The organism is Bradyrhizobium sp. NBAIM01 (genome assembly GCF_020194115.1).
GTDB classification, from domain to species: domain Bacteria; phylum Pseudomonadota; class Alphaproteobacteria; order Rhizobiales; family Xanthobacteraceae; genus Bradyrhizobium; species Bradyrhizobium yuanmingense.
The window spans coordinates 73,066-99,646 of the sequence record NZ_JADYVU010000006.1; the positions used below are offsets into that span (position 1 = coordinate 73,066).

Below are 26,581 nucleotides of genomic sequence, written 5' to 3' on the forward strand. Positions count from 1 at the left end.
GGATAGTTCGGACCGCTTAGCCCGAATAGTACATGTCGAACTCGACCGGGTGCGGGGTCATCTCGAAGCGCTCGACCTCGGTCATCTTCAGCTCGATATAGGCGTCGATGAAGTCGTCGTCGAACACGCCGCCGGCCTTGAGGAAGGCGCGGTCCTTGTCGAGGTTTTCGAGCGCCTCGCGAAGCGAGCCGCACACGGTCGGGATCTGCTTCAGCTCTTCCTTCGGCAGATCGTAGAGGTCCTTGTCCATGGCCGGACCCGGATCCATCTTGTTCTTGATGCCGTCGAGGCCGGCCATCAGCATCGCGGCGAAGCCGAGATAGGGATTGGCGAGCGGATCGGGGAAGCGCACCTCGACGCGCTTGGCCTTCGGCGAGGCGGTGTAGGGGATGCGGCACGACGCCGAGCGGTTGCGCGCGGAATAGGCGAGCAGCACGGGGGCCTCATAGCCCGGGACCAGACGCTTGTAGGAGTTGGTCGACGGGTTAGTGAAGGCGTTGATCGCCTTGGCGTGCTTGATGATGCCGCCGATATAGTGGAGGCAGGTCTCCGACAGGTCGGCGTATTTGTTGCCGGCAAACACCGGCTTGCCGTCCTTCCAGATCGACTGGTGCACGTGCATGCCCGAGCCGTTGTCGCCGTAGACCGGCTTCGGCATGAAGGTGGCGGTCTTGCCGTAGATGTGCGCGACCTGGTGGATGCAGTATTTGTAGATCTGGATGTGGTCGGCCATCAGCGTCAGCGTGTCGAACTTCATGCCGAGCTCGTGCTGGGCGGAAGCGACCTCGTGGTGATGCTTCTCGACCTTGACGCCCATCTTGGCCATGGCGCCCAGCATCTCCGAGCGCATGTCCTGCACCGAGTCCTGCGGCGGCACCGGGAAATAGCCGCCCTTGGTGCGGACGCGGTGGCCGAGATTGCCGCCTTCATATTCGGTGTCGGAGTTGGTCGGCAGCTCCGAGGAGTCGAGGCGGAAACCGGTGTTGTAGGGGGTGGAGGAGAAGCGCACGTCGTCGAACACGAAGAACTCGGCTTCGGGGCCGACGAACACGGCGTCGCCCACGCCCATCGACTTCACCATCGCCTCGGCCTTCTTGGCGATGCCGCGGGGGTCGCGGTTATAGGGCTCGCCGGTGGTCGGCTCGAGCACGTCGCAGGTGATGACCATGGTGGTCTCGGCGAAGAACGGGTCGATCGTCGCGGTCACCGGATCGGGCATCAGGCACATGTCGGACTCGTTGATCGCCTTCCAGCCGGCAATCGAGGAGCCGTCGAACATCGTCCCTTCGGCGAAGATGTCTTCATCGATCATGCTGACGTCGAACGTGACGTGCTGCCACTTGCCGCGCGGATCGGTGAAGCGCAGGTCGACGTACTTCACGTCGTTGTCCTTGATCGATTTCAGGACGTCTTTGGCGGTCTTCATGCATACCCCTTATGGCTCTGCGGGTCGGTTTCCAGGTGAGCAAGATTGTTCTCGCTTTTGGCGAGTTCGCGCGCGACCGCACAAACGAAATCAGGCCGCCGAAGCAGCCTTATTTCCTGTCAGAGTGTCGCAAAATGCGGGATAGCACTCGGTTCAGATAGCGTCCAGCCCGGATTCGCCGGTTCGGATGCGGATCGCCTCTTCGATGTTGGAGACGAAAATCTTGCCGTCGCCGATGCGGCCGGTCTGCGCGGCGCGGCGGATCGCGTCGATGGCGCGCTCGACCAGATCGTCGCCGATCACGATCTCGATTTTGACCTTCGGCAGGAAGTCGACGATGTATTCTGCGCCGCGGTAAAGTTCGGCGTGACCCTTCTGCCGGCCAAAGCCCTTGGCCTCGGTGACGGTGATGCCCTGCAGACCGACTTCTTGAAGCGCTTCCTTCACCTCGTCGAGCTTGAATGGCTTGATGATGGCTTCGATTTTCTTCACTGCGCGACTCCCGGCCTTTCGATCCAATAGCAACGTCTTCGTCAGGACGCGCATTTCTCAACGCACGATCTTGTCTTCTCTGTGCCGGGATCCCTGACCCGTCCGGCAACAACGGCCGGCCACGCCCTTCAAGATGTCAGTGAGCACGACGAACCGAAGCGGCTTCCTCGAAAGCAGGGTCTATGCCAAGTTGCAAATGCCCTGATTATCGGAGCGTTATCAGCCTTTTAACGAGCATCTCTGAGTGATGGTGCCGACCTGCACAAAATACCGAAGACCGTAAAATAGGCAAACGGTTCAATATATGTGCATTTCGACGTTCCCACCGCCGGATCGGCGCAAAAGATGCCTGTTCAAGAGGCGTTTGTACTAGGAAGTGGCATGGAAGTTCTGACCAACGCCGAAATGCAGCGCGCCGACCAGCTCGCCATCGCGGCCGGCACACCCGGTTTCAAGCTGATGCTCAGCGCCGGCCAAGCGGTCGCCGAGGCCGCCCAGGGCTTGGTGGAGGAGGGGCCGATCCTGATCGTGGCCGGCCCCGGCAACAATGGCGGGGACGGTTTCGTGGCCGCGGCCGAGCTCGCCGCGCAGGGGCGCGAGGTCTCGGTGATCCTGATGTGCGAGCGGGACCAGCTCCAGGGCGATGCCGCCTCGGCCGCGCGCGGCTGGAAGCACCCGGTGCTGCCGTTCAACCCGCAGGCGATCGGCAGGCCTGCGCTGATCATCGATGCGCTGTTCGGCGCCGGCCTCAGCCGCACCGTGGATGGCGAAGCGCGCGCCATAATCGAGGCGATCAACGCCAACGGTGCCCCGGTGCTGGCGGTCGACCTGCCGAGCGGCATCAACGGCACCAGCGCGGCCGTGATGGGCGCAGCGGTGAACGCCACCGAGACCGTCACCTTCTTCCGCAAGAAGCCGGCGCATCTGCTGTTGCCCGGGCGCATGCATTGCGGCCGCGTGCGCGTTGCCGACATCGGCATCGATGCGCAGGTGCTGGAGGAGATCGCGCCGCAGACCTTCGAGAACGATCCGGATCTCTGGGGCGCGGCCTTTCCGGTGCCGCGCATCGACGGCCACAAATATGCGCGCGGTCACGTGCTCGCGGTCTCGGGCGACGCAGCCGCGACCGGCGCGGCACGGCTCGCCGCGCGCGGCGCGCTGCGCGCCGGCGCGGGCCTCGTGACGCTGGCGAGCCCGCGCGATGCGCTCGCGATCAATGCTGCCGCGCTCACCGCGGTGATGGTGCGCCCCGTCGATACCGCGGTCGAGTTCGGCGAGCTGCTCGGCGACAAACGCTACAACACCTGCATCATCGGCCCCGGTGCGGGCATCGGTGAGCGCACCTGCGATCTCGTCCACACCGCGCTTACCGCGCAGCGGCATCTGGTGCTCGATGCGGATGCGCTGACCAGCTTTGCCGCAACCCCCGAGCGCCTGTTCGAATCGATCAAGTCCTCGCAGGACAATGCGGTGGTGCTGACCCCGCACGAAGGCGAGTTTCCGCGCCTGTTCTCCGACCTCAGCAACAAGCATCCCGGCCGCTCCAAGCTCGAGCGCGTCCGCGCCGCCGCCGAGCGCTGCGGCGCCGTCGTGCTGCTGAAGGGCCCGGACACCACAATCGCCGCCCCCGACGGCCGCGCCACCATCGCCGCCAATGCGCCACCCTGGCTCGCCACTGCCGGCGCCGGCGACGTGCTGTCCGGGATCATCGCCGGGCTCCTGGCGCAAGGCGTGCCGGCGTTCGAGGCCGCCAGCATCGGCGTCTGGATGCACGGCGAGGCGGGAAGCGAAGCTGGGCCGGGCCTGATCGCGGAGGATCTGACCGAGACGCTGCCGGCCGTGCACCGGCGGATCTATGACGCGCTGGGCATCGAATACTGAACGTTCACTCCACCCCGTACCAGCGCACCAGCCGCGGCGCGGCCCAGTCGGTCACGACGGATTCGATCAGCCAGCGTCCGGGCGAGGTCGCGGCGAACGCGATGCGCTGGGTCTGGCCAGGCTCGATCGCGAGCGTGTCGAGCCAATAGGGCTTCCAGCCGTCGTCGAGCTTGTCGAGCAGCCGGAAATGGTTGCCGTGCAGGTGAAACACGGTGGTGACCGGGGCGGGGTTCTGCAGCGCCAGCACCACGGTGCGGCCGGTCTTGGCGCGGAAGGCAGGGGCGGAGGCGGTGGAGAAGGTCGCGGGCCGTGCCCAGCCGGCATCGGCCGTACCGAGCGCGACATCGAACCGCAGGGCGGCTCGTAGATCGAGCTTCTCGGGCAGATCATTCGGTGGGAGCGGCTGCGGCGGCGGCAGCGGAGCGCGCTCCAGCTTCCCGGAGACAGTCAGGTGTCCGACCTGGCGCACCGCCTTGCCGTCATGCAGCATAAACGGGGCCGAACTGGCCGCATCCACGAAACCGTCGGTCCGCGCACCCGGGGCCAGCACCAACGCGCCGTTGCGCGCGGGGAACGGCTCGGCCGGCTGGCCGTCGAGGGCCATCACACGGACTTCGTGGTTTTCCAATTTGATTGCGAGAACAGAGCGTTGCGAGCCGTTGATGAAGCGTAGCCGCAGCCGCTCGCCCGCCGAAGCTGAGAGTTCGAATGAAGTCTTGCCGTTGATTGTGTAAAGCGGCGTCGTGTCCTTCGGGTCCTGGCCCGGCGGGACCGCGGTGCCATCCGGCCGCAGGCGCCATTCCTGGATCAGCAGGAGCTCATCACGATCGACGGCGACCGGGCCGGTTTCGGCCACGATGATCGGAAGCGCGCGTGCGGGCTGCTGCAGACGGTGCTCGAAGAGGCGGAAGTCGGCCAGCAGGGTGCCTGCATTAGGCACTGAAATAATTGATGTTTCTGTCGCATTCGGCGCTGCCGGGGCGCGGCCGCGAAGCGGGTCGGCGGCCATCGGCGCGTGGAGGCTGTACCAGACTGGCGCAATCGGCACAGGGAGGTTGTTGCTGAAGACCAGTTGGCAGCGGTCGAAACGCTTGAGACGCACGTCTCTGAGGTGGCTTACGGCGGCCAGCTCCCAGATTGGTGTAGCCGGCTGACCCGGTCTCAAAGCCAGCGTTGCCGGTCTCGCCTGCAGCGCGAGCTGGGCCGTGACGGATTGGCCCGCACCGCCCACGATCAGCCCGGCTGCCGAGGCCCCTAAGCCGGCCAAAACCTCGCGCCGATGGGGAGCATGGATCCGCGTTGTCATGGCACGATCCGGACCACGCCGTGCTGGATAAGTCCAGCCGCAGTGCCTACTTGAAGCTTGCCTCCATCAGGCCATTTTTTTGCTGCGAACAGTCAGGCACATGCTATAAGCCCGGCCGCCCGCGGCATCGCGGCCGGTCTTGATGCGAATTCACGCGGGCGTGGCGGAACTGGTAGACGCGCTGGATTTAGGTTCCAGTGACGAAAGTTGTGGGGGTTCGAGTCCCTCCGCCCGCACCAAGCGCTTATCGCGTTTGCACGGATTACGAGGCCTGCTTCCGCGCGGATGATCATCCGCCTGGAGCGGGTCCGATGAACCACCGGCGTGAAGGCGTTTGCCTCGCGCCGGATCGATTAACGACAGCGTCCCGACGCGCGACGTGCCGGGGCCGAACGAAAAGAAGATTGGACGCCATGCAGGTCACAGAAACCCTCTCGGAAGGTTTGAAGCACGAGTTCAAGATCAGCGTTCCCGCGTCTGATCTCGACGCCAAGGCCGGCGCCAAGCTCGTCGACCTCAAGGACAAGGTCCGTATCAACGGCTTCCGTCCGGGCAAGGTGCCGGTCTCGCATCTGAAGAAGGTCTATGGTCGCTCGGTCATGGCCGAGACCATCGACCAGACCATCCGCGACACCAACACGCAGCTGTTCTCCGAGCGCGGCTTTCGCCTTGCGACCGAGCCGAAAATCACCATGCCGAGCGAACAGGCCGAGGTCGAGGAGCTGCTGAGCGGCAAGACGGATTTGACCTACACGGTCGCCATCGAAGTAGTGCCGGCGATCGCGCTCGCCGACTTCAAGAGTTTCCAGGTCGAGAAGCCAGTTGCTGATGTCACCGACGCCGATGTCGACGAGGCGATCAAGCGCATCGCCGATTCCAACCGCACCTATGCCGCCAAGGGCGAGGGCACCAAGGCTGAGTCGGGCGACCGCGTTACCATCAACTTCACGGGCCGCATCAACGGCGAAATCTTCGAAGGCGGCACCGGCGAGGGCATCCAGGTCCTGATCGGCTCCAACACCTTCATTCCGGGCTTCGAGGAGCAGCTCATCGGCATCGGCGCGGGTGAGACGCGCACGCTGAAGGTGTCGTTCCCGAAGAACTACATGAACGACAAGCTCGCCGGGCAGCCGGCCGAGTTCGAGACCACCGCGACCCTGATCGAGGCGCCGCAGGACCTTGCGATCGACGACGAGTTCGCCAAGTCGCTCGGCCTGGAATCGCTGGACAAGCTCAAAGAGGCCGCGCGCGAGCGCCTCGTTGCCGAGTTCGCCACCGCCACGCGCCAGCGCGTCAAGCGCGCGCTGCTCGACCGCCTCGACGAGGCGCATCGCTTCGAGGCGCCGCCCTCGCTGGTGGACGAGGAGTTCAATCTGATGTGGAACTCAGTCAAGGCCGAGATGGACTCCGCCGGCAAGACCTTTGCCGACGAGGACACCACCGAGGACAAGGCAAAGGAGGAGTATCGCAAGATCGCCGATCGCCGCGTGCGGCTTGGCCTGGTGCTCTCCGAGATCGGCGAGAAGAACAAGATCACGGTGACCGACGACGAGGTCGGCCGCGCCGTGATCGAGCGCGCGCGCTCGATGCCCGGCCGCGAAAAGGAGGTCTGGGACTTCTACCGCAACAACGCCCAGGCGTTGGCCCAGCTTCGTGCGCCGATCTACGAGGACAAGGTGGTCGACTTCATCCTCGAGCTCGCCAACGTGACCGAGAAGAAGGTTTCGCGCGAGGACCTCTACAAGGACGACGACGCGGAAAAGACCGCGGCCTGAAGGGTTTGAGATAGCCCGCTATTAAGGATGATGAGCGAAGAGGCCCAGCTAGCCAGGTGGCCGGCTGGGCCTCTTTGTGCGAATCAGCTTCAACTGCCCCACGGATTAAGCCTTAATGCGCTGCGCACTTGTCAGAAGCGAAATGGGCTATATCTGTCGCTACGCCTTTCTACTTCTTACCCAAGTTCCTGCATCACAGGACGTCCATTCGCCTTCCGGCAAATCCAGCCAAGCTGGCAAGCCAGCCCGGCGATGTCCGTCTCCGAAACCCTAGGTGACTCATGCGCGATCCGGTTGAAACCTACATGAACCTCGTGCCCATGGTGGTCGAGCAGACCAACCGTGGCGAGCGCGCCTACGACATTTTCTCGCGCCTCTTGAAGGAGCGCATCATCTTCGTGACCGGCCCGGTCGAGGACGGCATGTCGACGCTGATCGTCGCGCAGCTCTTGTTCCTCGAGGCGGAAAATCCGAAGAAGGAAATCTCGATGTACATCAACTCGCCGGGCGGCGTGGTGACGTCGGGCCTTGCGATCTACGACACCATGCAGTTCATCCGCCCGCCGGTCTCGACCCTGTGCACCGGTCAGGCGGCTTCGATGGGCTCGCTGCTGCTTTGCGCCGGCGAGAAGGACATGCGCTTCTCGCTGCCGAACGCGCGCATCATGGTGCACCAGCCCTCCGGCGGCTTCCAGGGCCAGGCAACCGACATCATGCTGCACGCCCAGGAGATCCTGAACCTGAAGAAGCGGCTCAACGAGATCTACGTCAAGCACACCGGCCAGACCTACAAGTCGATCGAGGATGCGCTGGAACGCGATAAGTTCCTCACTGCGAACGACGCCAAGGAGTTCGGCCTAGTCGACAAGGTGATCGACAAGCGCGCCGAGGAGCCGGCGCCGGCGAAGGCCCCGTAGCACTACTGAGGCGTCACGACGAGCCCTCGGTTTGCCGTTGACCCGTCAGGGCGGCGTTCACGTTAGGTGCGCGTGCGCGCGGCGCAAAATGCGGTTTTGCGCCCTGCGACAAGCAGAAAGTTCCGCTTTCGTGCTTGTTTTTCGTGGCAATCCAGCAACGCCGGGGTGTTTTCCATCACTTCGCCCGTGCCAAGACCGGAAATCACGGTATTGTCACGGGTAGGCGGCGACCCCCGATTAGCGAATTCTTGATAGTCGGGTGACAGCATGGTTGGCTACGATTGATCGGCTATGATCGCGGGAGAATCGAGCCACCGTGATTCGCACGGAATGTAGTAAAGCGTAGGGTCTTTTTTGGTACGGAATTTGCTCTACTTAAGCTTCATGCCGACCATCGTGTCGGAATGGAGCGATCGAGCGGAACGGGATCGAACCGCGGACGGAGACATGAATGAGTAAGGTCGGCACGAGCGACTCCAAGAACACGCTATATTGCTCGTTCTGCGGCAAGAGCCAGCACGAAGTCCGCAAACTGATCGCGGGTCCCACGGTCTTCATCTGCGACGAGTGCGTCGAGCTCTGCATGGACATCATCCGCGAGGAGAACAAATCCTCGCTGGTCAAGTCGCGCGACGGTATTCCGACGCCGAAGGAAATCTGCAAGGTGCTGGACGATTACGTCATCGGCCAAAGCCATGCGAAGAAGGTCCTGTCGGTCGCGGTGCACAACCACTACAAGCGCCTCAACCATCAGACCAAGCACAACGACGTCGAGCTCGCGAAGTCGAACATCCTGCTGATCGGTCCGACCGGCTCGGGCAAGACGCTGCTCGCGCAGACGCTCGCCCGCATCCTGGACGTGCCGTTCACGATGGCCGATGCGACGACGCTGACCGAAGCCGGCTATGTCGGCGAGGACGTCGAGAACATCATCCTGAAGCTGCTCCAGGCCGCCGACTACAACGTCGAGCGCGCCCAGCGCGGCATCGTCTACATCGACGAAATCGACAAGATCAGCCGCAAGTCCGACAACCCCTCGATCACGCGCGACGTGTCGGGTGAGGGCGTGCAGCAGGCGCTGCTCAAGATCATGGAAGGCACGGTGGCTTCGGTCCCGCCGCAGGGCGGCCGCAAGCATCCGCAGCAGGAGTTCCTGCAGGTGGACACCACCAACATCCTGTTCATCTGCGGCGGCGCCTTTGCCGGCCTCGAGAAGATCATCTCGGCGCGCGGTCGGTCGACCTCGATCGGCTTCGGCGCCCAGGTGCTCGCGCCGGAGGATCGCCGGACCGGCGAGATCTTCCGTCACGTCGAGCCTGAGGACCTCCTGAAGTACGGCCTGATCCCCGAGTTCGTCGGTCGTCTGCCGGTCGTGGCGACGCTCGAGGATCTCGACGAGACCTCGCTGAAGAAGATCCTGACCGAGCCGAAGAACGCGCTGGTGAAACAGTACCAGCGGCTGTTCGAGATGGAGAACATCGAGCTGACTTTCGCCGACGAGGCGCTTGGCGCGGTCGCCCGCAAGGCGATCGAGCGCAAGACCGGCGCGCGAGGCCTGCGTTCGATCCTCGAGGCGATCCTGCTCGAGACCATGTTCGACCTGCCGGGCCTGGAAGGTGTGGAAGAAGTCGTGATTTCCCGCGAAGTCGTGGAAGGCACGGCGCGTCCGCTCTACATCTATGCCGATCGGTCCGATCGTGCCGTCGAGAACGCCAGCGCCTGATCTGACGGCGCTGGAAAGCTCCAATCGTCTCCTCGAGTTGGCTGCGGAGCCGTGGTTCCGCAGCCGGTGTTGCGTCGCTTGCCGCGTTGCGTAAGCGCCTGATGGCGCGCGTTTTTCAATGACTTGACACCCCCCGGGTCGATAGCCACCTAATGTCGGCGGCGAGCGAAAATTCTCTTCAAGATTCGCCTCAGTTCCGTTCCGGCGAGCCGGTCCAACTTGTAGAGGACCGACCGGTTCTGCGGATCACCTCGGCACCTTGTGGCGGTTGCGCATAATCGCGGGCTGCGTGCAAGGGGGCAAAGCAAAAGGAAAAGGCCATGACCAATCCAAAACCCCGGCCAACAATCGTTCATGGCGAAGCACACGCCTATCCCGTGCTGCCGCTGCGCGACATCGTCGTCTTCCCGCACATGATCGTTCCGCTCTTCGTCGGTCGAGAGAAGTCGATCCGCGCACTCGAAGAGGTGATGAAGAACGACGCGCTGATCATGCTCGCGACGCAGAAGAACGCGTCCGACGATGATCCGGCGCCCGATGCGATTTACGAGACCGGTACGCTTGCCAGCGTGCTGCAGCTCCTGAAGCTTCCCGATGGCACCGTGAAGGTGCTGGTCGAAGGGCTCGAGCGTGCGCGCGTGGCGAAGTACACCGACCGCGCCGACTATTATGAGGCGACCGCCGTCGCGCTCGCCGACACCGATGCGAAATCGGTCGAGGCGGAAGCGCTGGCGCGCTCGGTCGTGTCCGACTTCGAGAGCTATGTGAAGCTCAACAAGAAGATCTCGGCCGAGGTCGTCGGCGTCGTGCAGGCGATCACCGATTTCGCCAAGCTGGCCGATACGGTCGCCTCGCATCTCGCCGTCAAGATCGCCGATCGCCAGGGCATCCTGGAGACGCTGTCCGTCACCACGCGCCTGGAGAAGGTGCTGGGCCTGATGGAGAGCGAGATCTCGGTGCTGCAGGTCGAAAAGCGCATCCGGTCCCGCGTCAAGCGCCAGATGGAGAAGACCCAGCGCGAGTACTATCTCAACGAGCAGATGAAGGCGATCCAGAAGGAACTCGGCGACGACGACGGTCGCGACGAGCTCGCCGATCTCGAAGAGAAGATCTCGAAGACCAAGCTCTCCAAGGAAGCGCGCGAGAAGGCGCAGCATGAATTGAAGAAGCTGCGCCAGATGTCGCCGATGTCCGCGGAAGCGACCGTCGTGCGCAACTATCTGGATTGGCTGCTGTCGATCCCGTGGAACAAGAAGTCCAAGGTGAAGAAGGACCTGGAGCAGGCGCAAGCCATCCTGGACTCCGATCACTATGGGCTGGAGAAGGTCAAGGAGCGTATCGTCGAGTACCTCGCGGTGCAGTCGCGCGCCAACAAGCTGACGGGGCCGATCCTGTGCCTGGTCGGGCCTCCCGGCGTCGGCAAGACCTCGCTCGGCAAGTCGATCGCGAAGGCGACGGGGCGCGAGTTCGTGCGCGTCTCGCTCGGCGGCGTGCGCGACGAGGCCGAGATCCGCGGTCACCGCCGCACCTATATCGGCTCGATGCCCGGCAAGATCATCCAGTCGATGCGCAAGGCGAAGTCGTCCAATCCGCTGTTCCTCTTGGACGAGATCGACAAGATGGGCGCCGATTTCCGCGGCGATCCGTCCTCGGCGCTGCTCGAGGTACTCGACCCCGAGCAGAACGGGACCTTCAACGACCACTATCTCGAGGTCGACTACGATCTGTCCAACGTGATGTTCATCACCACCGCGAATACGCTCAATATTCCGGGGCCCCTGATGGACCGCATGGAGATCATCCGGATCGCGGGCTACACCGAGAACGAGAAGGTCGAGATCTCGCGCAAGCACCTGATCCCGAACGCGGTGTCCAAGCACGGCCTGGACTCCAAGGAGTTCTCGATCGACGACGAGGCGCTGCTGCTTCTGATCCGCCGCTACACCCGCGAAGCGGGCGTGCGTAACCTGGAGCGTGAGCTCTCCACACTGGCCCGCAAGGCGGTGAAGGAGCTGATGATCTCCAAGAAGAAGTCGGTCAAGGTCACCGAGAAGACTCTGGAAGAGTTGCTCGGCGTGCCGAAGTACCGCTTCGGCGAGATCGAGAGCGAGCCGCAGGTCGGTATCGTCACCGGGCTTGCCTGGACCGATGTCGGCGGCGAGCTGCTGACGATCGAAGGCGTCATGATGCCCGGCAAGGGCAAGATGACGGTCACGGGCAATCTGCGCGACGTCATGAAGGAGTCGATCTCCGCGGCGGCGTCCTACGTCCGCTCGCGCGCGATCAACTACGGCGTCGAGCCGCCGCTGTTCGACAAGCGCGACATCCACGTGCACGTGCCGGAAGGCGCGACGCCGAAGGATGGCCCGTCCGCGGGCGTTGCGATGGCCACCGCGATCATCTCGGTCATGACCGGCATCCCGGTCCGCCATGATGTCGCGATGACCGGCGAGATCACGCTGCGCGGCCGCGTGCTGCCGATCGGCGGCCTCAAGGAGAAGCTGCTGGCTGCGGCCCGCGGCGGCATCAAGACGGTGCTGATCCCCGAGGACAACGCCAAGGATCTCACGGAGATTTCCGATGCGATCAAGGGCGGCATGGAGATCATCCCGGTCTCGCGCCTCGATGACGTCGTCGCCAAGGCGCTGGTGAAGAAGCCTACGCCGATCGTCTGGGAAGAGGACACCAAGGTGACGGTGAAGCCGGACGGCGATGAAGCCGCCGGCGGCCTGACCGCTCACTGAGATCGCAGCTCGAAAAATGATGATAAAACGGCGCCTTCGGGCGCCGTTTTTGTTTGGGGAAGGGGAGGAGGCAATGCACGTCGATGGGCAATGCCATTGCGGGAAGGTCGCGTTCGAGGCCGAGGTCGATCCGGAGGCAGTCTCGGTCTGTCACTGCACCGATTGCCAGACGCTGACCGGCTCGCCGTTCCGCGTGACGGCCATCTGCACCAAGGCCGATGTCCGCCTGACCCGTGGCTCGCCCAAGATCTACGGCAAGCGCGGCGACAACGGCCGGATGCGCTTTCAGCATTTCTGTGCCGATTGCGGTTCCCCGCTGTTCACCAGCGGCGAGGGCGACCAGGCCGACGATTGGGGCATCCGTTGGGGCTCGATCCGCCAGCGCCATGCGCTGCGGCCGGTGAGGCAGATCTGGTGCCAATCGGCAGCGGTGTGGATCGACGCCGTGCCGCTGCTGCCCGGGCGGCCCAGGGATTGAAGTTGGCTGGCCGAGCCCGCCTTCGCCGTTGGGCTTCGGCGCGGCAACCTTCGATCGCTTCGCGCTTACGACCTTGCTGTGCTGGCTTGCCGAGCCGTAGCTCGCGAAGCGAGCGAAGGCTGGTGGGCGGTCACGGATTCGAACCGCGGACCCTCTCGGTGTAAACGAGATGCTCTAACCAGCTGAGCTAACCGCCCAATGGCGCCTCTTTAGCGCCCCGGCGGGGGCCGAAGCAAGGGCCGAGCGCGCCCGACCCGGCTGCAATTGCCGGCCCGGTGAGAGCTTTCATGCCGGACACGGCCAACCCTGCAGCAGGTCCGCTGCAGGGCAATCTTTCTCGCAGCGCGATCTCGACGTAAGGCCGAGGAGCCAGCGATCATGCTGCGGGTGTCAGGCTGTCTTGGTGAACATCGTCAGGACACCGTCGACGATGTTGATCGCGACGACTTGTGCCGAGCTCAAGCCCTTGGCCTTGAGCACGGAGGCGGCCTGCGGTGTGGCGTCGATGGACTGCCGAAGCGACTGGATGTCCGTCTCGCTCGTATGCGCCACGAGTTCATCGACCTTCGTGCGCACGGCCGGCTGCAGTTCCTTGACGTCCACAACCTGTATGCTCCGGATCACAGTGCTGGATTGCGTGGACGATTGCTCCGTGTCGGATTGCGACGATGCGCCCTGTGCCTGCACCAGGGCAGGTGTTCCCAGCGAGAGAGCTGCAACGAGGACGGATGCCGTGAAGCTGCGCATGGTCATGCCTTTTCCAGTTTGAGGAAGCGCGAACCTAGCGCGGAAATCTGGTTGGCATCTGATTCCGATGTGGCCGTTCGGTGAAACAATGCGGCCGCAATGCGCGCGGATGAGACGCTTGCGTCGGGTCCGGAGCCCAAAGCGCAACTCTGTTCCAGACTTTCATATTGACCGAATGCAGAAAGCAAAACCCCCGGACGAACCGGAGCTTTGCCTTAGCGACGACCAGCAGTGGGGTGATCAGTACTTCGCCACGACGGGGCCTCCGCCCCAGTTGAAGCGATAGACCAGCTGGCTGCGAACGGCGTGAACCCATTTCTCGGAATCGATCGACGCTCCAACGGACAGACCCGTTGCCGTGTCGCGGACGGCGTTCGTTGCGGTGTCGAATTCAGAGAACCGATATTCGGTCTTCCAGAACAAGCCCGGCACGATCTTCAGCGCGTGTTCTTCGCCGGCGCCGATGAACCAGCCCCTGTAGGTACGCTTGTCCATGAACACGCCGCTTGGTCTTCCGAACGGCGCAGCGTTGAGGGTGAAATCGGTACGGTCAAAGCTGGCTTCGGTATAGCCGACTGAGAAATAGGTTAGGAGGCTCGGGGTCGCCAGCCAGCCGAGCCGGCCGCCGCCCGCCCAGGCCGAGCTCATCTTCTCTTCGCCCACGATCCCGAAGCGAGGCGGGCTGAGCTGGCCCTTGAGGCTGCCGATATCGTAGTCGCCGAATGCGCCGACGACGAAGGCCGCGCCCGCTGCCGCAAACTGGTAGTCGCAGCCGCCCTGCACAGTCCCGAAGAAGCCGCGGCCTCCCGTCGTCGCTGTATCGCTGAAGCGGGTTCTGGTGGGACCATCGATGTAGGTCGTGTTGTCCTGATTCCAGAGCCCATAGCCTCCGCCGCCGCCGACGTGGCAGCCGGTCCAATTCGTGAGCGGCGTGGGGGCCGGAGGCGCCTTCAGATAGGCAGGAGACGTCACATCGGCGGCGGGGCCGCTCGAATTGAAGCGGTAGACCAACTCGCTGCGGACAGTGTGGATGTACTTCTTCGAATCCTCGGAAAAGCCGATCGGCAATCCGCTCGCCGTATCCCGGATCGGATTTGTGCCGACATTGAAGTCGGAGAAGCGGTATTCCGTTTTCCAGAAGAGACCCGGCAGGAAGCCCAGCGCATATTCGGCGCCTGAGCCGATGAACCAGCCATCGTAGGTTCGCTTGTCCTGATAGAGGCCGGCCGCAACTCCGAAGGGCGGAAAGTTCAGATTGAAGTTCGTGCGGTCGAAAGTCGCTTCGGTGTAACCCGCCGAGACATAGGTCAGCAGGCTAGGCGTCGCCAGCCAGCCGAGACGGCCGCCGACCGCCCAGGCCGAGCTCATTTTCTCGTCGCCAACCATCGAGAAGCCGGAGGGAGTGAGCCGCCCGGTTAGACTGGCGAAATCATAATCACCGAAGGCGCCGATCACGAAGCGCTCGCTGGCCGCCGCAAACTGATAGTCGCATCCCGCCTGTACCGTCCCGAAGTACCCGCGGCCACCGGTGGTGATCGTATCGGCATTCTGAAAGCGGGGCGGACCGTCGACAAAAGTCGAATTTTCCTGATTCCACATGCCGTAGCCGCCGCCGCCCGCGACATAGCAGCCGGTCCAGTTGACGAAAGCTGCGGCGACAGCCGGTGGCTTGGCGTATTTGCGCGGAAGGTCGGCTGCCAATGCTGATCCGGAAAACGTCACCAATGCCACGAGGGCGGGCGCAACCTGCTTCATTCCAAACATTCCCATTCCACCAGACCGCGGCCAAGCGACCCCTCGCCAAGCCACAATCGACTCCTCGGACAAACATACGAAGTTTGATTCAGAATGCTGTTGCAGGAAGGCTACAATCGCGGAAAGTGTACGGCTCGCCTGTGCATATCCAGCCGCGAGCCGGGCTTTTCGCGACACCGCGTTTCTGGTGTCGGTCTCGTGGGAGCAGAGGGTGCGAGCCTTGGCCCTTCGAAGGGACCGGATGGCGTCCAGCAGAACCTCTTTGCTAGCAGAGGGTTCTGACGTTCGACGCGTGCAGTCCAGGGCTGCGGACATCGACAGCTTTCCGAAAGTCAGTCTCTGATCGGACGCGGCCCGGACGGGCCGGTACGCGCCGACGCGGCAATCCGTCGCGCGACCTCCAAGGCGCTCTCACACGTGCCTGACGTTAGGGCGCCCGCTTTTCGACCGAACAAGCTTCTATGATAGAGCAAGAATAGATGATGGAGCCTTGAATGGAACGACCCGCCGGGCACGCAGAGAACGCCGACCAGATCGCCTATTGGAACGGGCCGAGCGGGCAGCGCTGGGCCGATCGCCACGCGGCGCAGGAGAAGCTGCTCGGCCCTATTGCCGACGTGTTGATCGACCGCGCCAAGCCGAAGCCGGGCGAGCGCGTTCTGGATGTCGGCTGCGGCTCCGGCGCGACGACGTTTGCCTTCGCAAAGGCGGTGGCGCCCGATGGCTTCGCGCTTGGCCTCGACGTCTCCGAGCCGATGCTGGCGCAGGCGCGGGCGCTCGCGCCGAAGGGCCTGCCGCTCGACTTCGTGCTGGCGGATGCGACCGTTTATCCGTTCGAGCCGGCGAGCTTCGATCTGCTCGCTTCACGCTTCGGCGTGATGTTCTTCGCCGATCCCATCGCGTCCTTCGCCAATCTGCGTCGCGCGCTGAAGCCGGCCGGCCGGCTCGCCTTCGCCTGCTGGCGGGAGCCGAAGGAAAATCCGTGGGCGATGACGCCGCTGATGGCGGTCTACAAGCACGTGCCCAAGATGCCGCCGGTTGGGCCGGAGGAGCCGGGCCCGTTCGCCTTTGCTTCGGAAGAGCGCGTCATGCGCATCCTGAAAGGCGCAGGATTCGCGGACGTCGCGATGGAGCCGCACAATCTGGCGATGGACATTGCTATCGGCGGCGGGCTCGAGGCCGCCGTCGACGGCTCTCTCCAGATCGGTCCCGCCAGCCGCGCACTCCAGGGCCATCCGCCCGAGACTTATGAAGCTGCCAAGGCTTCGATCCGCGAGGCGCTCGCGCCGTTCCTGAAGGAGCAGAGCGTGGCGCTCCAGGGCGCGATCTGGATCGTGACGGCGAAGGCGGGGTAGGGCGCAGCGCTCTCCACCGTCATTGCGAGCGAAGCGAAGCAATCCAGAATCCCTCCGCGGAGACAATCTAGATTGCTTCGTCGCAACGGCTCCTCGCAATGACGATGCGGAGGCAGAGTCGCCTCACACCACATCATCCGGCGCGAGCGCGCAGCCGTTGTCGGGATGCGTCTCGACCTGGAGCGTGGTGTGGCCGATGCGGAAGGATGTCTTGAGGAGCTCCGTCGTCTGCATCAGGAATGCGTCGTCGCTGCCTGCGGGCATAACGAGATGGCAGGTCAGCGCCGTCTCGGTGGTCGAGATTGGCCAGACGTGGAGATCGTGAATCGCCGAGACGCCCGGTCGCGCCAGCAGGAACGCCCTGATTGCGGCGAGGTCGGTACCCTTGGGCGCGGCCGCCATCGACATGTCGATGGAGCCGCGCAAGAGGCTGGTCGTGCTCCAGAGGATGGTGGCGCAGATGATGAGGCTGGTGATGGGATCGAGCCAGAGCCAGCCGGTCCAGATGATCAGCGCGGCCGAGACCACGACGCCGAGCGAGACCGCGGCGTCGGCGGCCATGTGCAGATACGCGCCTTCGATGTTGATGTCGTCCTTGCGTCCGCCAGCGAACAGCAGGGCGGTGAAACCGTTGATGAGGATGCCGATGCCGGCGACCACCATCACGGTGACGCCTGCGACCGGCTCCGGCTCGCGCAGGCGCAGGATCGCCTCCCAGCCGATCGCGCCGGTCGCGACCAGCAGGAACACCGCATTGGCCAGCGCCGCCAGGATGGTGGAGGCGCGAAAGCCGTAGGTAAAGCGGCCTTTGGGCGCGCGGCGGGCTGCGATCGAGGCGCCCCAGGCAATGACGAGGCCGAGCACGTCCGACAAATTATGGCCGGCATCGGCGAGCAGGGCGGTGGAGTTGCCGACATAGCCGTAAACCGCCTCGGCGACGACGAGCGCGATGTTGAGCGTAATGCCGAGCGCGAACGCCTTGCCGAAATTGGCGGGTGCATGGACATGGCCGTGTCCATGACCATGATCGTGTGTATGGCCATGCGCATGCGAGTGGCCCGCATGATCATGGTCGTGATAACCGTGGTGGTCGTGGCTGCCCAATTCTAGCGCTCCGCAGACGCCGCCAAATCAGGGGCCATTGTAGGCGTTTCATCTGCCACGTCACGGCGGAACAGCACGTACAGCGCCGGCAGCACCAGCAGCGTCAGCACGGTCGAGGAGAGAATGCCGCCGATCACCACGGTTGCGAGCGGCCGCTGCACCTCGGCACCGGCGCCGGTGGCGAGCGCCATCGGCACGAAGCCGAGCGAGGCGACGAGCGCCGTCATCAGCACCGGGCGCAGCCGCGTCAGCGCGCCTTCGCGCACGGCCTCCGCGACCGAGCGTCCCTCGCTGCGCAGACGCTCGATGAAGGCGATGATGACGAGGCCATTGAGAACGGCAACGCCGGATAGCGCGATGAAGCCGACGCCGGCGCTGATGGATAGCGGAATGTCGCGCAGCAGCAGCGCCGCGACGCCGCCGGTCAGCGCCAGCGGCACGCCGGAGAACACCAGCGCCGCATCCGCCGCCGATCCCATGCCCATGAACAGCAGCAGGAACACCAAGAGCAGCGCCACCGGAACCACGATCGTCAGCCGCTTGGTGGCCGAGACCAGCTGCTCGAACTGGCCGCCCCAGCCGATCCAGTAACCCGGCGGCAGCTTGACTTTCTCGGCAACGGCCGCCTCGGCCTCCGCGACGAAAGAGCCGAGGTCGCGCGCACGGACATTGGCCGTGACGACGATGCGCCGCTTGCCGTTCTCGCGGCTGATCTGGTTCGGCCCCGGCGTCGCATCGACGGTGGCGACCGATGACAGCGGCACATAGCGCATCTGGGTGAGGGGCGAGCTGGCCAGCGCCGTTCGAACGGCGCTGCCGGTTACCGCCTCCTCGGCGGGCGGCAGCGGGATCGGGATCGCCCGGATCGCCTCGAGATTGCCGCGCAGGTGCTCCGGCAGGCGCACCACGATGTCGAAGCGGCGATCGCCTTCGAACAGCTTGCCGGCCGACTTGCCGCCGACCGCGATCTCGACGATGCCCTGCACCTCGGCGACGCTGAGGCCGTAGCGGGCAAGCGCCTGGCGATCGAGGCGCACGGTGAGGATCGGCAAGCCCGAGACCTGCTCGATCTTGACGTCGCTGGCGCCGCGGATGCCGCGGATCGCGGCCTCCACCTGCTTGGCGGCGCCTTGCAGGATGTCGAGATCGTCGCCGAAGATCTTGACGCCGACATCGGTGCGGACGCCCGAGATCAGCTCGTTGACGCGGAACTGGATCGGTTGGGAGATTTCGTAGGCGCTGCCGGGAATCTCGTCTGCAGCATGCTCGATGGCGTCGACCACCTCCGATTTCGACTTGCCCGGATCGGGCCATTCGGCGCGCGGCTTCAGCATGACGTAGCCATCGGTCTGCGCCGGCGACATCGGGTCGGTGGCGATCTCCGCGGTGCCGATGCGGGTGAAGAACTCCTTCACCTCCGGAATCTGCATGATGCGCTTTTCCAGCGCCTTCTGCAGGTCCAGCGACTGCGTGAGGCTGGTACCTGGAATCCGGATCGAGGCCAGCGCGACGTCCCCTTCGTCGAGACTCGGAATGAACTCGCCGCCCATGCGCGAGGCGGCGATGCCGCTCGCGGTCACGATGAGCACGGCGGACAGGGCGACGGCGAGCCGGTTATCGATGGCAAAACGGAGCAGGGGGAGGTAGGCGCGCTTCGCCGCGCGCATGAACAGGTTTTCTTGCTCGGACACCTTGCCGGTGACAAAGATGGCGACGGCCGCCGGCACGAAGGTGATGGAGAACAGCACGGCCGCGCCCAGCGCCATCAGCACCGTCAGCGCCATCGGCGTGAACATCTTGCCCTCGACGCCGGTCAGCGTCAGCACGGGCAAATAGACCACGGCGATGATCAGCGTTCCGAACAGGCTCGGCTTGATCACCTCGCTCGACCCGCGCAGGATCGCGCGCAGCCGTTCGGGCGTCGTCAGCAGCCCGCCTTTCTCGCGCTGAGCCATCGCCAGCATGCGCAGGCAGTTCTCGACGATGATCACGGCGCCGTCGACGATGATGCCGAAGTCGATCGCCCCCAAGCTCATCAGGTTGGCGCTGACCTTGGTCTCGACCATGCCGGTGATCGTCAACGCCATGGACAGCGGAATGACGCAGGCCGTGACCAGCGCGGCGCGGAAGTTGCCGAGGATCAGGAACAGCACGGCGACCACCAGCGCCGCGCCTTCCAGCAGGTTGTTCCGGACGGTGCGGATGGTGGCTTCGACGAGATCGGTGCGGTCGTAGACGGTCCGCGTCACGACGCCCTCGGGCAGCGATTTGGCGATGTCCTCCAGACGGGCTGCGACGCGGCGGGCCACGGTACGGCTGTTCTCGCCGATCAGCAGCATGGCGGTGCCGAGCACGGTCTCCTCGCCGTTCCAGGTCGCAGCGCCCGTGCGCAAATCGCGCCCCTCGGTGACAGCAGCGACGTCCCTGATCCTGACCGGATTGCCGCCGCGCGAGCCGATGACGATGTCCTGGATTTCGCTGACAGTGCCGACCTGGCCCGGCGAGCGAACCAGATATTGCTCGCCGTTGCGCTCGATATAGCCGGCCCCGACATTGGCGTTGTTGGCGGCGAGCGCGGTCATCACGTCGCGGAAGCCGAGCCGGTAGGCCATCAGCTTGCCGGGATCCGGCAGCACGTGGAATTGCCGCTCGAAGCCGCCGATCGTGTTGACTTCGATCACGCCCGGCACGTTGCGAAGCTGCGGTCGGATGATCCAGTCCTGCACGGTGCGCAAGTCGGTCAGCGAATAGTCGCGGTCGCCCTGCGTCTTCGCGCCCGCCTTGGCCTCGACGGTGTACATGAAGATTTCGCCGAGGCCGGTCGAGATGGGACTCATCGCGACCTCGACACCCGCCGGCAGCTGGTCTTTCACCTGCTGGATGCGCTCGCCGACGAGCTGCCGGGCGAAGTAGATGTCGGTGCCGTCCTTGAAGACGACCGTGACCTGGCTGAGTCCGTAGCGCGACAGCGAGCGGGTGTAGTCGAGCTTTGGCAAGCCGCCCATCGCAGTCTCGACCGGGAAGGTGATGCGTTGCTCGGTCTCGAGCGGCGAATAGCCGGGAGCGCGGGTGTTGATCTGGACCTGGACGTTGGTAATATCAGGCACGGCGTCGATCGGCAGGCGCTGGAAATTCCAGGCGCCAAAGGCGACGGCGCCGAGCGCGAGGACGAGGACCAGCCAGCGCTGCTGCAGCGAGACGGCGATGAGACGCTCAATCATGCTCGGCCTCGCCCTTGCCCATCTCCGCCTTCACGACGAAACTGTTCTCCGCGACGTAATGCTCGCCGGCCGAAAGCCCGGCCTTGATCTCGACATGGCGCGGATCGGAATCGCCTGTTTCGACCGGGCGCGCCTCGATCTTGTCGCCGTCCTCGCGCACGAACACGATGGTCTTGTTCTCCAGCGTCTGGATCGCGCTGCGGCGCACGGCAACCGCGACATTGCGCGCCGCGAGGATCAGCCGCGCCGTGACGAACAGGCCGGGCCGCAGCCGTCCGTCCGGATTTGGCAGCACCACGCGCGCCAGCGCGGTCTGGGTCTCGCTTGAGCCGATCGGTGCCATGTAGGAGATCGTGCCCTTGATCTCGCCGCGGCCGTCGTCGGGATCGATCAGGACCTCGTCGTTGAGGCGGACGCGGCGGAGGTCCTGGCGGTAGATCGACAGGTCGACCCAGATGGTGGAGAGGTCGGCGACCACGAAGGCCGGCTTCTGCTCGGAGGCGTATTCGCCGAGCGAGATCTGCCGCTCGATGATGGTGCCGGCAATCGGCGCCTTCAGCTCGTAGACGGTGAGGCTCTGGTTGCTCTCGATCGCGGCGAGCAGGTCGTCCTTGCCGACCTTGTCGCCGATCCGCTTCTGGATGGATTTGGCGAGGCCCGGAAAGCGCGGCGTCACCTGCACCACGGCTTCCTGGTTGGCGCGCAGGATGCCGTTGAAGGCGAGCGTGTCGGTCAGCGTGGCGCTGGCGGCTTCCGCCAGCGTGACGCCCGCGGCCGCCAGCTTGACGTCGGAGATGCGGATGCGGTCGGCGCCGTGCTCGTCCTGCTCGACATGGTCGCTCGGCTTCTTGTGTTCGGAATGCTCGGCGTGCTCGCCATGATCGGTGTGTGCGAGCTTGTCTGCTGCGAGCAGGGAATAGCCGTAAGCGCCTAGCGCGGCGGCGACGATGGCTACAAGGATGGTGGAGGACGTCTTCATCGCGCGCTCTCCCGGGCCAGCGTAAAGGGATTGCCGACAAGGCCTTCGATGATGGCCACGCCGGCGTGGAAATTCTGCAGCGCCTCCTGCTCGCGCAGCCGCGCCTGGGTGACGCTGGCCTGGGCGTCGAGCACTTCGAGCAGGGTGAAGCGGCCCTGGCCATAGCCTTGCGAAATCGCCTCGGACGCTTCGACGGCCTTGGGAATTGCGGTCTCGCGCAGCACCGCGAGCTCGCGCAGCGAGCCTTGCAGCGAGTCATAGGCGCGGCCGGCGATCACGATCAGCGCGTTGCGGTTGGCCTCGCGCTCGGCTTTGGTCTTGGCGAGGCTTTCCTGGGCCGAGAGGATGTTACCCTGGTTCTGGTCGAAGACGGGGATCGGCACGGAGACGGTCAGCCGCGCCGCATCGTCGCCCGTTTCGTTGAAGTGGCGCCAGCCAGCCGCGATCCGCACGTCCGGATAGGGCCTGAGCCGCGCCAGTAGCAGCTCGGCATTGCGCTGGGCGTAGACTGCGGTCCAGCGCACCAGCTGCGGATTGGCGTCGATGGCGGCAACCACGGCCTGGAACGCCGGCGGCCGCCCGGTGGTGTCGAGCCGGCCGGACACCTCGCCGAATTTGGCGGCGGGATCGCCCATCAACACCGCAAGCTCGCGCCGGGCGCTCGCCAGCGTCGCCTTGAAGCGCTCGCGGTCCGCCTTCACCAGGGCGGAGGCGACCTCGGCGCGGCCGGTCTCGGCCGGCGAGGAGGCACCGGCCTCGACACGGCGGCGCAGAAGCGGCGTCAGGCGGTCGATCGCGGCGATCTGCTCGTCGAGGATCTGGATGCGCCGCTGCGCGCCGAGCACGCTGAGAAAGGCGATCGCGGTCTCCGACAGCACCTCCAGCCTGATCGCCTTGCGCTGGATCGCGGCGACCTCGACGCCGGCTGCGCCTGCGGCAATCCGCGCCTCGCGCTTGCCGAACAGCTCGAAGGCCTGGCTGATCTGGAGCGTGGTCTCCGCCGAGCGCGTTCCGCGATATCTGCCGGAGCCGAATGAATCGTCCTGTTCGTAGGACAGTTCCGGATTGAGCAGGGCGCCCGCCTGGATACGCTGGCCCGTGGCGATGCCGACGTCGCGCTCGGCTGCCGTCAGGCGCGGGCTCGCCGCCAGCGCGCGCGACAGCGCGCTTCGCATCGTTAAAGTCTGGGCGTGAGCCGGTGCAAGCGCCGATGCTGCAATCAGACACGCTGCCGCGCACGCGAGGCGCGCGGCCATTCCCCTGCAAAACATAAAATCGACCTGTGAAGGATGAACCTAATGGGCGCGCCGCGCCCGACCAATCCGTTCAGGCAATAGGTCTGGGAGGGGGAGAGTCGGTATCGGGCACAATTCCGGCGAGGCGGGGGGCCTGTTGCGGGCTCGGTGCCGACACGAGCGCGATCGCCGCGGTCGATGGTGCCGGCTGTGCCACGGTCAGCGAAAAGCAGCCGTGGCAATGATGTCCGCCGATGGTCTTGTGGTCGCCATGGCCGGAGGCGCGATCGAGGACCGCGGCGATCTCCGAACTGCCGCGGGGCGTGGTGATGTCGATGTCGTGCGCGCCGTGCAGAGCGCCCGCGAGCAGATAGACCGCCGCGATCAGCACGGACAGCAGCCCGCGCGGAAAACGCGAGCGGCGGGATCCTGAGGGCTGACGGTTTGCGAGCACGAGTTCACTCTGGTTGCGGTCTGTGCCCGGCCTAGCATGGGTGCGGGAACAGTGTCGACCCGCAACATTGTTACGTCCCTGGAACAATTGCCGCAGCAGTGCATGCGCTGCCAGCGCCTCTCACTGGCGGATAATGACGCGCCGATGCGGCGTCATGGTTTCGAACGCGGGGGCCGGAGCGTCGCTGCCATTGTCACCTTCCATGGTGATGACCGCCCGACAGCTCGCTTCCATAGCCCGTTCCAGCCATTTGATGGCTTCGTCGATCCATTGGTCGTGGTGCTCGGGATCGGCGAGGGCCTTCTCCCGGAATGCATTCGCCTGATGCAGGCACGCCGTTCTGCGGTCCACGCGCCTCTCCTGATCCGGAGGTTCCGCCCCGATCGCATCATTGATGATCCCGGATCCGGCGTCGTTAACATACGACAGGAGGAAACCTGCCGGCCGCAACGCGGAAAGGCCCCAGCCGGACGAGCCGGCTGAGGCCTCATGTGCTCACAATCTCTATCCCTAGGACTTGGACAGACAACCCGCATCCTCCAAGTTCGTTCCATACGATCTGTCCAATTTGGAACGTTCCTCATACCTCGCGATTAGCGAGAGAAGAAACTGAGGAGGACGGACAATGGACGGACTGATTTATCTGATCGGCTTGATCGTCGTCATCATGGCGATCCTGTCGTTCTTCGGCCTGCGCTGAGAGCGCCGCGATGACGGTCGAGACTCTGATGCGGGAAGAGGTCATGGAAGGCGGCTTGGCAGTTGAGGCGCCTCGAACCATCCAGTGGAGCTCGGTGTTCGCGGGCGCGCTTGCTGCGAGTGCAATGTCGTTCATCCTGATCGGTTTTGGTGTCGCGGTCGGCCTCGGTGTCAGTTCGGCCTCGCCGAGCTGGCGCGATGCGTCGGCGGCGCTGGCGCTACTCTCCGGGCTCTATCTGATCATCCAGGCGATCGTCAGTTTTGGATTTGGCGGTTACGTCGCCGGCCGGACCACCCGGTCCGAGCCCGCGCTCGCAACGATCGAGGATGACGGCGAGCGGCGGGACGGGCTTCACGGGTTGACCGCCTGGGCGCTGGCAGTCCTGGCCGGCGCCGCGCTGCTGGCCCTTCTCGGCGCTGCCGCGATCGACCGTTCCCCGATGCGCAGCTCGGCGAGCAACACCTCGGCCGCCGAGCCCCTGTTGAGCTATGAGCTCGACAAGCTGTTCCGCGCGCCGCGCCGCGCTCCGAACACCGACCTAAGGGAAGCGCGCGCCGAAGCCGGACGTATCCTGATGACGTCGTCCAGCCACAGCGGCGTCGCCGCCGATGACCGGACGTACCTCGTGCAGCAGGTCGCCGCGGTCACGGGACTGGCGGCCCCCGACGCCGAAAAGCGCGTTGACGCCCTGATCGCAGACGCGAAGACGGCGATCAACCGCGCGCGGCGCAACTCGATCATCGTGGCGTTCTCGGTCGCAGCCGCGACCCTGATCGGCGCCGCAGTGGCCTGGGCCGCGGCGGTTGCCGGCGGACGCCATCGCGATGGAGAGCCGTTGCCGAACTGGATGGCGAGCGCCAACCGCTTCCACCGCAACCCGCGCGCAATGCCAGTGCCGTAGGCCCCTCAACCAAATGGAAATGGCCGGGCAAGCCCGGCCATATTCGACTCTTCAGGAAGCGTCAGGCCTTCTCTTCCCAGATCATCGCCAGATGCACGATGGTCTGCACCGCCTTCTCCATGTCCTGCCGGCTGACCCATTCGAGCCGCGAATGGAACGCGTGCTCGCCGGCAAAGATGTTGGGGCAGGGCAGGCCCATGAAGGACAGGCGCGAGCCGTCGGTGCCGCCGCGGATCGCGGTGCGCATCGGGCGCAGGCCGGCGCGGCGGATCGCCTCGATGGCGTATTCGAGCACGTGCGGGTGACGGTCGATCACCTGCTTCATGTTGCGGTACTGCTCCTTGACCTCGAACGTGTAGGTCGAACGCGGATAATCCTTCATGACGTCCTTGACGATGCCCTCGAGCAGCGCCTCCTTCTCCTTTAGCCCCTCCTCGGTGAAGTCGCGGACGATGAAGGAGAGCGTCGCCTGTTCGAGCGCGCCGTCGATGCCGATCGGATGCAGAAAACCCTGCTTGCCCGAGGTGGTCTCGGGCGAGCAGCCCTCCTTCGGCAGACGCTCGACGATGGCCGCGGCGATCTTGATGGCGTGCTCCATTTTGCCCTTGGCGTAGCCGGGATGGGCGCTGACGCCGTTGATGGTGATGGTGGCGCCGTCGGCCGAGAAGGTCTCGTCCTCGACGCAGCCGGCGCTCTCGCCGTCCATGGTGTAGCCGAAATCGGCACCCAGCTTGTTCAGGTCGACATTGTCGACGCCGCGGCCGATCTCCTCGTCCGGCGTGAACAGGATCTTGATGGTGCCGTGCTTCACGTCGGGATTGTTGATGAAGAAATGCGCGGCATCCATGATCTCGGCGACGCCGGCCTTGTTGTCGGCGCCTAATAGCGTCGTGCCGTCGGTGGTGATGATGTCGTTGCCGATCTGGTTCTTCAGCGCAGGGTGCTCATTGAAGCGGATCACCTGGCTGGTGTCGCCGGGCAGGACGATGTCGCCGCCGCGATAGTTCTTCACGATTTGCGGCTTGACGTCCTTGCCGGTGACGTCGGGCGAGGTGTCCATGTGCGAGCAGAAGCAGATCACCGGCACCTTCTTGTCGGTGTTGGCCGGGATCGTTCCGTAGACGTAGCCGTAATCGTCGAGATGCGCGTCCACAACGCCCATGGCCTTCAGCTCGGCAGCGAGCACGCGGCCGAGATCCTTCTGCTTCTCGGTCGACGGCGAGCTGGGGGATGCCGGATCGGACTGGGTGTCGATGGTGACGTAGCGCAGGAAGCGCTCGGTCACGGTATGCGAAAAGGAGAGGGAGGACATTCTGGTCAAACCGCCGGGTGTTCTTGAAGCTGGCGGTATATCAGAAAAGCGGGCCGTGATGCGGCCGCAACGGGCT

General features: G+C 64.7%; 21 protein-coding genes and 2 tRNA genes. 9 read left to right on the forward strand and 14 right to left on the reverse strand.

What is annotated here, in order from left to right; all coding sequences use genetic code 11:
• Positions 1-16: 16 nt before the first annotated feature.
• Both glnA and I6F31_RS20695 read right to left on the reverse strand, forming a co-directional pair.
• Positions 17-1,426, reverse strand: coding sequence for a type I glutamate--ammonia ligase (gene glnA / locus I6F31_RS20690; RefSeq protein WP_036010292.1), 1,410 nt, complete (start codon positions 1,424-1,426; stop codon positions 17-19).
• Positions 1,427-1,579: 153 nt separating this feature from the next.
• A complete protein-coding gene (locus tag I6F31_RS20695; protein WP_007603495.1) occupies positions 1,580-1,918 on the reverse strand; it encodes a P-II family nitrogen regulator in 339 nt (112 codons plus the stop codon).
• Between the two features lie 381 nt (positions 1,919-2,299).
• On the opposite strand from I6F31_RS20695, the gene I6F31_RS20700 reads away from it, so the two are divergent.
• Positions 2,300-3,799 (forward strand): NAD(P)H-hydrate dehydratase, encoded by a 1,500-nt coding sequence (locus I6F31_RS20700; protein ID WP_225186034.1) that lies wholly within the window; start codon positions 2,300-2,302, stop codon positions 3,797-3,799.
• 4 nt (positions 3,800-3,803) lie between these two features.
• Here I6F31_RS20700 and I6F31_RS20705 read toward each other — a convergent pair whose 3' ends face one another.
• The gene (locus tag I6F31_RS20705) at positions 3,804-5,105 is read right to left on the reverse strand and encodes a multicopper oxidase domain-containing protein (RefSeq protein ID WP_225186035.1); all 1,302 of its coding nucleotides are present in this window, start codon (positions 5,103-5,105) and stop codon (positions 3,804-3,806) included.
• A gap of 154 nt (positions 5,106-5,259) precedes the next feature.
• Here I6F31_RS20705 and I6F31_RS20710 point away from each other — a divergent pair.
• The 3 genes from I6F31_RS20710 (at position 5,260) to I6F31_RS20720 (ending at position 7,797) form a co-directional block, all read left to right on the forward strand.
• A tRNA-Leu gene (locus tag I6F31_RS20710) sits at positions 5,260-5,344 on the forward strand.
• 174 nt (positions 5,345-5,518) lie between these two features.
• Entirely contained in the window at positions 5,519-6,880 is a 1,362-nt protein-coding gene (gene tig, locus I6F31_RS20715; RefSeq protein WP_225186036.1) for a trigger factor, read from the forward strand.
• Positions 6,881-7,161: 281 nt separating this feature from the next.
• Positions 7,162-7,797, forward strand: coding sequence for an ATP-dependent Clp protease proteolytic subunit (locus I6F31_RS20720; protein ID WP_025036638.1), 636 nt, complete (start codon positions 7,162-7,164; stop codon positions 7,795-7,797).
• 62 nt (positions 7,798-7,859) lie between these two features.
• On the opposite strand, the gene I6F31_RS20725 is transcribed toward I6F31_RS20720, so the two are convergent.
• The gene (locus tag I6F31_RS20725) at positions 7,860-8,066 is read right to left on the reverse strand and encodes a hypothetical protein (RefSeq protein ID WP_225186037.1); all 207 of its coding nucleotides are present in this window, start codon (positions 8,064-8,066) and stop codon (positions 7,860-7,862) included.
• A 182-nt stretch (positions 8,067-8,248) separates the two neighbouring features.
• Between I6F31_RS20725 and clpX the strand changes: the two genes are divergently transcribed.
• The 3 genes from clpX (at position 8,249) to I6F31_RS20740 (ending at position 12,742) form a co-directional block, all read left to right on the forward strand.
• The gene (gene clpX / locus I6F31_RS20730; protein ID WP_008547851.1) at positions 8,249-9,520 is read left to right on the forward strand and encodes an ATP-dependent Clp protease ATP-binding subunit ClpX; all 1,272 of its coding nucleotides are present in this window, start codon (positions 8,249-8,251) and stop codon (positions 9,518-9,520) included.
• Positions 9,521-9,840: 320 nt separating this feature from the next.
• Positions 9,841-12,264 (forward strand): endopeptidase La, encoded by a 2,424-nt coding sequence (lon, locus tag I6F31_RS20735; protein ID WP_036010279.1) that lies wholly within the window; start codon positions 9,841-9,843, stop codon positions 12,262-12,264.
• Positions 12,265-12,337: 73 nt separating this feature from the next.
• Entirely contained in the window at positions 12,338-12,742 is a 405-nt protein-coding gene (locus tag I6F31_RS20740) for a GFA family protein (RefSeq protein WP_225186038.1), read from the forward strand.
• A gap of 120 nt (positions 12,743-12,862) precedes the next feature.
• Here I6F31_RS20740 and I6F31_RS20745 read toward each other — a convergent pair.
• The 3 genes from I6F31_RS20745 to I6F31_RS20755 all read right to left on the reverse strand — a co-directional run bounded on the left by I6F31_RS20745 (position 12,863) and on the right by I6F31_RS20755 (position 15,559).
• Positions 12,863-12,939 (reverse strand) — tRNA-Val (locus I6F31_RS20745).
• A gap of 193 nt (positions 12,940-13,132) precedes the next feature.
• Positions 13,133-13,495 carry a hypothetical protein gene (locus I6F31_RS20750; protein ID WP_225186039.1) on the reverse strand — a complete coding sequence of 121 codons (363 nt, stop codon included), beginning with the start codon at positions 13,493-13,495 and terminating at the stop codon, positions 13,133-13,135.
• Between the two features lie 234 nt (positions 13,496-13,729).
• A complete protein-coding gene (locus tag I6F31_RS20755; RefSeq protein ID WP_225186040.1) occupies positions 13,730-15,559 on the reverse strand; it encodes an autotransporter domain-containing protein in 1,830 nt (609 codons plus the stop codon).
• A 179-nt stretch (positions 15,560-15,738) separates the two neighbouring features.
• Here I6F31_RS20755 and I6F31_RS20760 point away from each other — a divergent pair, with 179 nt between their 5' ends.
• Positions 15,739-16,599, forward strand: coding sequence for a methyltransferase domain-containing protein (locus tag I6F31_RS20760; RefSeq protein ID WP_225147176.1), 861 nt, complete (start codon positions 15,739-15,741; stop codon positions 16,597-16,599).
• A 123-nt stretch (positions 16,600-16,722) separates the two neighbouring features.
• Here the strand turns inward: I6F31_RS20760 and I6F31_RS20765 are convergent, their stop codons facing one another.
• The 6 genes from I6F31_RS20765 to I6F31_RS20790 all read right to left on the reverse strand — a co-directional run bounded on the left by I6F31_RS20765 (position 16,723) and on the right by I6F31_RS20790 (position 23,943).
• Positions 16,723-17,703 (reverse strand): cation diffusion facilitator family transporter, encoded by a 981-nt coding sequence (locus tag I6F31_RS20765; protein ID WP_109143569.1) that lies wholly within the window; start codon positions 17,701-17,703, stop codon positions 16,723-16,725.
• A gap of 2 nt (positions 17,704-17,705) precedes the next feature.
• Positions 17,706-20,924, reverse strand: coding sequence for a CusA/CzcA family heavy metal efflux RND transporter (locus tag I6F31_RS20770; protein WP_225186041.1), 3,219 nt, complete (start codon positions 20,922-20,924; stop codon positions 17,706-17,708).
• The gene (gene ihpB / locus I6F31_RS20775; RefSeq protein WP_225147174.1) at positions 20,917-21,903 is read right to left on the reverse strand and encodes a divalent metal ion exporter adaptor subunit IhpB; all 987 of its coding nucleotides are present in this window, start codon (positions 21,901-21,903) and stop codon (positions 20,917-20,919) included. Before ihpB ends, I6F31_RS20770 begins: the two co-directional genes overlap by 8 nt.
• Complete coding sequence (gene ihpA / locus I6F31_RS20780; RefSeq protein ID WP_036010223.1) at positions 21,900-23,174, reverse strand: divalent metal ion exporter subunit IhpA; 1,275 nt, start codon at positions 23,172-23,174, stop codon at positions 21,900-21,902. The genes ihpB and ihpA overlap by 4 nt, the downstream gene beginning before the upstream one ends.
• Before the next feature lie 55 nt (positions 23,175-23,229).
• The gene (locus tag I6F31_RS20785; RefSeq protein ID WP_225113094.1) at positions 23,230-23,592 is read right to left on the reverse strand and encodes a hypothetical protein; all 363 of its coding nucleotides are present in this window, start codon (positions 23,590-23,592) and stop codon (positions 23,230-23,232) included.
• A 120-nt stretch (positions 23,593-23,712) separates the two neighbouring features.
• Positions 23,713-23,943, reverse strand: coding sequence for a hypothetical protein (locus I6F31_RS20790; protein ID WP_225113095.1), 231 nt, complete (start codon positions 23,941-23,943; stop codon positions 23,713-23,715).
• Between the two features lie 359 nt (positions 23,944-24,302).
• Between I6F31_RS20790 and I6F31_RS20795 the strand changes: the two genes are divergently transcribed.
• Complete coding sequence (locus I6F31_RS20795) at positions 24,303-25,193, forward strand: hypothetical protein (RefSeq protein WP_036010217.1); 891 nt, start codon at positions 24,303-24,305, stop codon at positions 25,191-25,193.
• Positions 25,194-25,254: 61 nt separating this feature from the next.
• Here the strand turns inward: I6F31_RS20795 and pepT are convergent, their stop codons facing one another.
• On the reverse strand, positions 25,255-26,505 hold the full coding sequence (gene pepT, locus I6F31_RS20800) for a peptidase T (protein ID WP_036025351.1): 1,251 nt from the start codon (positions 26,503-26,505) through the stop codon (positions 25,255-25,257).
• Positions 26,506-26,581 lie beyond the last annotated feature (76 nt).

What these genes read in the sequence shown, in the direction of transcription:
- glnA (WP_036010292.1), bottom strand. Translation starts at nt 1,426, where the DNA reads ATGAAGACCGCCAAAGACGTCCTGAAATCGATCAAGGACAACGACGTG.
- I6F31_RS20700 (WP_225186034.1), top strand. Translation starts at nt 2,300, where the DNA reads ATGGAAGTTCTGACCAACGCCGAAATGCAGCGCGCCGACCAGCTCGCC.
- I6F31_RS20705 (WP_225186035.1), bottom strand. Translation starts at nt 5,105, where the DNA reads ATGACAACGCGGATCCATGCTCCCCATCGGCGCGAGGTTTTGGCCGGC.
- tig (WP_225186036.1), top strand. Translation starts at nt 5,519, where the DNA reads ATGCAGGTCACAGAAACCCTCTCGGAAGGTTTGAAGCACGAGTTCAAG.
- I6F31_RS20720 (WP_025036638.1), top strand. Translation starts at nt 7,162, where the DNA reads ATGCGCGATCCGGTTGAAACCTACATGAACCTCGTGCCCATGGTGGTC.
- I6F31_RS20725 (WP_225186037.1), bottom strand. Translation starts at nt 8,066, where the DNA reads ATGCTGTCACCCGACTATCAAGAATTCGCTAATCGGGGGTCGCCGCCT.
- clpX (WP_008547851.1), top strand. Translation starts at nt 8,249, where the DNA reads ATGAGTAAGGTCGGCACGAGCGACTCCAAGAACACGCTATATTGCTCG.
- lon (WP_036010279.1), top strand. Translation starts at nt 9,841, where the DNA reads ATGACCAATCCAAAACCCCGGCCAACAATCGTTCATGGCGAAGCACAC.
- I6F31_RS20740 (WP_225186038.1), top strand. Translation starts at nt 12,338, where the DNA reads ATGCACGTCGATGGGCAATGCCATTGCGGGAAGGTCGCGTTCGAGGCC.
- I6F31_RS20750 (WP_225186039.1), bottom strand. Translation starts at nt 13,495, where the DNA reads ATGACCATGCGCAGCTTCACGGCATCCGTCCTCGTTGCAGCTCTCTCG.
- I6F31_RS20755 (WP_225186040.1), bottom strand. Translation starts at nt 15,559, where the DNA reads ATGTCCGCAGCCCTGGACTGCACGCGTCGAACGTCAGAACCCTCTGCT.
- I6F31_RS20760 (WP_225147176.1), top strand. Translation starts at nt 15,739, where the DNA reads ATGGAACGACCCGCCGGGCACGCAGAGAACGCCGACCAGATCGCCTAT.
- I6F31_RS20770 (WP_225186041.1), bottom strand. Translation starts at nt 20,924, where the DNA reads ATGATTGAGCGTCTCATCGCCGTCTCGCTGCAGCAGCGCTGGCTGGTC.
- ihpB (WP_225147174.1), bottom strand. Translation starts at nt 21,903, where the DNA reads ATGAAGACGTCCTCCACCATCCTTGTAGCCATCGTCGCCGCCGCGCTA.
- ihpA (WP_036010223.1), bottom strand. Translation starts at nt 23,174, where the DNA reads ATGTTTTGCAGGGGAATGGCCGCGCGCCTCGCGTGCGCGGCAGCGTGT.
- I6F31_RS20795 (WP_036010217.1), top strand. Translation starts at nt 24,303, where the DNA reads ATGACGGTCGAGACTCTGATGCGGGAAGAGGTCATGGAAGGCGGCTTG.
- pepT (WP_036025351.1), bottom strand. Translation starts at nt 26,505, where the DNA reads ATGTCCTCCCTCTCCTTTTCGCATACCGTGACCGAGCGCTTCCTGCGC.